6 protein-coding genes are annotated in these 4,839 nt (G+C 52.0%); 5 read left to right on the top strand and 1 reads right to left on the bottom strand.

Annotated features, from left to right (window positions below):
- Positions 1-234: 234 nt before the first annotated feature.
- A complete protein-coding gene (locus tag CSQ89_RS19955) occupies positions 235-1,161 on the bottom strand; it encodes a YihY/virulence factor BrkB family protein (protein WP_158229064.1) in 927 nt (308 codons plus the stop codon).
- Between the two features lie 258 nt (positions 1,162-1,419).
- Here CSQ89_RS19955 and CSQ89_RS19950 point away from each other — a divergent pair, with 258 nt between their 5' ends.
- The 5 genes from CSQ89_RS19950 (at position 1,420) to CSQ89_RS19935 (ending at position 4,763) form a co-directional block, all read left to right on the top strand.
- Positions 1,420-2,580, top strand: coding sequence for a sigma-54 interaction domain-containing protein (locus CSQ89_RS19950; RefSeq protein WP_099407772.1), 1,161 nt, complete (start codon positions 1,420-1,422; stop codon positions 2,578-2,580).
- 84 nt (positions 2,581-2,664) lie between these two features.
- Entirely contained in the window at positions 2,665-3,297 is a 633-nt protein-coding gene (locus CSQ89_RS19945) for a response regulator (protein WP_099407771.1), read from the top strand.
- A gap of 319 nt (positions 3,298-3,616) precedes the next feature.
- Positions 3,617-4,060 carry a PRC-barrel domain-containing protein gene (locus CSQ89_RS19940; RefSeq protein WP_099407770.1) on the top strand — a complete coding sequence of 148 codons (444 nt, stop codon included), beginning with the start codon at positions 3,617-3,619 and terminating at the stop codon, positions 4,058-4,060.
- An 81-nt stretch (positions 4,061-4,141) separates the two neighbouring features.
- Positions 4,142-4,264 carry a hypothetical protein gene (locus tag CSQ89_RS23570; RefSeq protein ID WP_255408662.1) on the top strand — a complete coding sequence of 41 codons (123 nt, stop codon included), beginning with the start codon at positions 4,142-4,144 and terminating at the stop codon, positions 4,262-4,264.
- Between the two features lie 130 nt (positions 4,265-4,394).
- Positions 4,395-4,763 (top strand): alpha/beta fold hydrolase, encoded by a 369-nt coding sequence (locus CSQ89_RS19935; RefSeq protein WP_199065742.1) that lies wholly within the window; start codon positions 4,395-4,397, stop codon positions 4,761-4,763.
- Positions 4,764-4,839: the final 76 nt, after the last annotated feature.

The following is a 4,839-nucleotide window of genomic DNA, read 5'->3' as shown; positions in this document are numbered from 1 at the left end:
CCACCTACCATCGCCGACAAGCCCGTTGCTGTCGCCGCACCAAACGTGCTCAGCAAATAGTCGGTGTACAAATCGAGTTCTTTGTTCTTCATGGCGACAGGTTATCGTATGCACTGCGTAACATCAGCCTGTAAGTAACAGATGATGTACTGCTTATGAACCTGTTCAATGTCTGCTGCGCGTCGGCGATATAGCGTTAAACAGGTTCTAGCGTTCTGGCACTTAGGGTGGCGCTCAAGGCGCTGTGAAGGGCTCGGGCGCAGCTGAGGACACTTCCTCTCGTTCAGCTGCAGCCAGATTGATGGCGCGCTGCTTGGCCATCTCCCGTGATAGCACTGCGCCATAGAGGAACACCTGGGCCGAGTAATACATCCACAACAAGATCAACACCAACGTGCCAGCCGCCCCATAGGACGAGGCCAATGCGGTAGTCCCAAGGTACATGGCGATAAGCCCCTTCCCCAGCATATACAGGCAGGCTGTCAGCAGTGCGCCGCGCCATACATCCTTCCACGCTACCGGGCAGGCAGGCAACAGCTTGAAGATGGCAGCAAACAACATTGTGACTACCAGGGTAGTCACAATGTTGCTGACAAGGCTCAAGACCGCGACAGACATACCAAACCATTGCCCATAACGGCTCTCAACCGCAGCGATGATGGTAGAAAGCAGCAAGGAAACCAGCAGAATAAACCCCACGCTGAGCACAATGCCAAAAGACAGCACACGGCTGCGAATCAACGCGACAACGCCCTCCTGCTGGCTTTTGGGCACATCCCAGATGATATCGAGGCTGCTTTTCAACTCTGTAAATACCGTCGTGGCGGCAAACAAGCTGGTTGCGACAGCCAGTATCGTCTGCCATGTAGCCCGGTCGGGCTGATTGGCGCCCTGGATCACGGAACCCACGGCGGTGGCCACCTGCTGGCCCAACAAGGCCTGAACCTGCGAAAGTAAACCGGCCTGCGCAGCCGCGTCGCCATAAAAAGAGCCAGCGATGGCAATCGCGATGACCAGTACCGGCCCCATGGAAAACAGCGTGTAAAAGGCAATGGCAGCCCCCATCGTCGCTGCACGGTGATCGCTCCACGCAATGGCGGCCTGGGCAAACAGGCGCATAGACCGATATAGCCATGATGGTGGCGCAGTGAAAGAAGACATCAATAACCCCGATCGATAACAAGACTCTCGGGCAGCATGCAATAACTGCGCCGCCGCCATGCGACGAGCGTCATACCAGCGCAGCAGCCCTCCGCAAAATCCGGCCGTGTAGGAAAATGCCTACTTTCGAATGCGCCGTTGCTCAATTGACCTACAAGCTCAGAAGGCTAGGATGTAAATCCATAAGAACCTCAATAAACCACGCTTGCTATACCGTGCAGTTCCGGTCCAGCAAGGCAAGGAAAAAGGAGTTAACGAATGTTTGAATCCATCCGTCACGAGTCGAGTAACCCTTCGATTCCCACCCTCTTTTCATACACTCGTACTTCCGACCCAACCCCGGTTAAGTCAGCACGCTCTACTCGTGCAAATATCATTGAGGAAGAAGACGACTCCGATGAGAAATTCGGCCGCCTGTATGGCTCATCACCCGCCATGGCCGAAGTCTTCCATATGATTGAGCGGGTTGCCCCCAGTGATGTCTCTGTATTGATCGTGGGGGAAAGTGGTTGCGGTAAAGAATTGATCGCCCAGACCATCCACGAATTGAGTTCCTGCGCCGATGCGCCTTTCATTGCCATCAATTGTGGTGCGTTGCCGGCGACCCTTATCGAATCCGAACTGTTTGGCTATGAAAAAGGTGCCTTCACCGGTGCACAAAAAATGCACCAGGGTTTCTTTGAACGCGCCCAGGGCGGTACGCTGTTTCTTGATGAAATCACCGAGATGCCGATTGATTTGCAAGTGCGTCTTCTGCGTGTGCTGGAAACCGGTCGTCTGGTCCGAGTCGGTGGCGACAAAGAAATCGAATGTGATGTCCGGGTGCTGGCCGCAACAAATCGCGAGCCCCTGGAAGCTGTGCGGGATGGACGGTTACGCCAGGATTTGCTGTATCGCCTCGCCGTCTTCCCTATCGTATTACCCCCCCTGCGCAACCGGGACGACGATGTGGTACTACTGGCCCAACGCTTCTTGAAAGAGCGCAATGACCAGTACAACACCCACAAGTACTTTGCCGATGGTGTGGAAGAGAAGCTACGCCAGCATGATTGGCCAGGGAATGTGCGCGAACTGAAAAACTGCGTCCAGCGTGCTTACATCATGGCCGATAAGGTGGTGGACATCGACACCTTGGTACCACTGAAGCCCTGCGAGCGGACCGGATCGCGTAATGTCATGGAGTTTGAAATCGGTACGCCACTGGAAGAAGTCGAAAGACAACTCATCTTCGCCACACTGGACCGGTTTCAAGGCAACAAGCGGCGCGTGGCCAAGGCGCTCGGGGTAAGCTTGAAGACCATCTACAATCGCCTGAATGGTTATTCCACTGACAAAGATGATTCAAACACCTTGGATTCGAACCACAGTTATGTTGAAAATAACAGGACAGCGATGTCTGACTCCTATTACCTTGCTTAGTTGAGAAGAGATCAGTAATCGATGGACAGGCAGGTCGGTATAGTTCCGACCTGCCTTTATCCATTTCAGTAGGAGTTTCACACAATGATAAGAATATTGATCGCAGATGATCATGCCGTGGTGTGTGCCGGTCTCAAACTATTCTTGGCAGAAGACCCTGAAATGCAAGTCGTCAGCATGGCGGCAACAGGGGCTGACGCCGTGCAGTGTGTACGCGATACAGATATTGACGTCGTGCTCCTCGATATCGCAATGCCCGAGAAAAACGGTGTCGACGCCCTTCGCCAAATCAAGGCGCTGAAGCCAGAATTACCGGTACTGATGCTGAGTGGCTATCCAGAAACACAATACGCCATCAACCTTATCAAAGCGGGTGCAAGCGGTTACCTGAACAAAGAATGCATACCGGAAGAACTGCTGAATGCCGTACGGGCCCTGGCTGAGGGCAAGCGCTACGTCAGTGCAACCATCGCACAAAAATTGATCGAGCAAATCGGCACGCCTGTCATTGAAACGCCGCATGAAATGCTGTCGCAACGGGAATTCCAGATCCTATGCCAACTGGCAGTGGGCGAATCCATCTCTGCCATCGCCAACGCCTTATGCCTTAGCGTCAAGACAGTCAGTACCTATCGTACCCGGCTGTTTGAAAAGATGAGTTTTACAAGCAATGCCGACGTCACCACCTATGCCTTAAAAAATAAATTGATCGATTAAATTCAGGACAATTAACGCGCTAGCTAATTTCGCCGGACTTTGATTCAACAATCAGCGCTCTTTTTCTACCTGCTTTGCCACCCATCCCCTTCGGCTTATAAGGGCGTGTAAAAACTACACCCGCCCTTGCATGCCTTACCTGAATAACCAAGCTTACCCTGGCTGATCTATTTAATACCATGCAAAGCCCAGGCATAGGGCTTGCCAATCGTTTATGCAGCCAACCTTACCTGTTTAATGATGGATAAGGCAATTTGTCAAGCTTGCCCCAAATAGCATCAATATTGTTTTTTTGGGGCTCAGGCATAAGGAGATTTAAATGGAACCCAGTTACTACCAACATTCAGCCCTTACCAGCCCATGCAATGGTGCAAAAATTGTCGGGCCAAAATTTGATCCCACCGCTGATGGCCCTGGGCCCAGCTTGATGCTGGCGGAAACGCTTACCGGCAATGAGGTGGTCAATGCGGCAAACGAGAAACTGGGCGATATCAAAGGGATTATGCTCGACGTAGAGCGAGGGAAGATTGGCTATGCCGTATTATCCGCTGGGGGGTTTTTAGGCATTGGTGAAAGGCTCTTCGCCATTCCCTGGGAGGCCTTAATGCTGGATACCTACAATAAGCAGTTCATTCTGAGAATAGATAAAGCCAAACTCAAGAATGCACCGAGCTTTGATAAAAGCAATTGGCCCAGCATGGCCGATATCAAATGGGCCAGTGATGTACACAGCTTTTATGGTGTACGCCATTATTGGGACTAATGCTTGACTATTGAATTTTCCTTTACCATCCGCCGCCCGGCGGTGGCCGACACTTAGGAATAGCTAAAGAGGAATAGAAAAATGGAACAGCAAATTGCCTATCAACCTCCACAACACCAGAATATACAACCTGGTATCGAAGCCATTATGGAACCGCCACCAAAGTCCGAAATGGATGATTATCAAGGAATCAAGTGGTATTGATTATGGTGGTGACGTACTATGCTGGGACGTTTCGCGCAGCATCGATAACTTTAATAAAATAGGTCATACACATGCCTAATAAGAATCCGCATCTACTGCTGTTGCCTGGTCTGTTGAACGACGCGCGTTTGTGGCAGCACCAAGTGTCTGTGTTATCCCGCTTGGCCCAAACCACGGTAGCCGATTTGCGGGGGAAAACTCCATATCGCAGCTTGCTACCCGTGTGCTGTCCCAAGCGCCTGCCGGGCGCTTTGCGTTGGCCGGTCTTTCGATGGGAGGGTACGTAGCGCTAGAAATCATGCGACAAGCACCAGAGCGTGTCTCGGCGCTTGCTTTGCTGGATACCTCGGCGCGACCCGATACCCCGGAAGCGACACAGAACCGCAAAAAACTGATGCAACGCGCCGAAACCGATTTCCCGGGGGTGATAGATGCACTATTGCCCAAGTTATTCACCCGGCAACTAAGGGTTGATTTATTGGTGTCCGCCCCCAACTGATAGAAATGGACAAAGAAGACGGACGCAAGCTGTCGCGGCAAGAACAGCACGAAAGGCGCAAGCAAGCTGTGAGGTT

It is taken from the genome of Chitinimonas sp. BJB300 (assembly GCF_002735695.1).
Taxonomy (GTDB): Bacteria; Pseudomonadota; Gammaproteobacteria; order Burkholderiales; family Chitinimonadaceae; genus Chitinimonas.
Note: the sequence above shows the minus strand (reverse complement) of the source record. Positions and strands in the feature narration are given on the sequence as shown.